Origin of the sequence: Bowmanella yangjiangensis, assembly GCF_017255015.1 — a bacterium.
Classification (GTDB): domain Bacteria; phylum Pseudomonadota; class Gammaproteobacteria; order Enterobacterales; family Alteromonadaceae; genus Bowmanella; species Bowmanella yangjiangensis.
The window spans coordinates 1-357 of record NZ_JAFKCS010000752.1 but is presented as its reverse complement, the minus strand read 5'-3'; the positions used below and the strand labels follow the sequence as shown (position 1 = coordinate 357).

Genomic DNA, 357 nt, shown 5'->3' with positions numbered 1-357 from the left:
CGAGTTGTGCGAGGCCCAGCAGCGCGTGCTGGACGCGCCGCCTGCATTGCCGGGCCCCTCGGCCGACACCCTGAGCCGTTGCCTGGAACACCAGATGCCGCCGCTGGGCTTCGACACGCTGGTGCGTGGCGATGCCTGGCTGCCGGCGCTGGATGCGCTGCTGAGCAGCTTTCAGGGTACCGGCAACCCCTCCGTCAGTGCTGCCCTGGCGGCCCTGCGTGAAGCCGACAGCGGTCAGCGCAAGGTCTGGGCCATCGCTTTGCTGGGCGGCCAGTTCGACCTGCTGCCTGCCGCCCTGGCGCCCTTTCTCGGTGCCGCGCTGCAGGTCGCGTTCAGTCACTGGCTGCTGGCGCTGCC

1 protein-coding gene is annotated in these 357 nt (G+C 70.9%); it reads left to right on the top strand.

Translation table 11 applies throughout. The features are described from left to right. A partial coding sequence (fdhE, locus tag J0A65_RS26540; protein WP_206597167.1) for a formate dehydrogenase accessory protein FdhE domain-containing protein occupies positions 1–357 on the top strand: 357 nt, incomplete at both ends.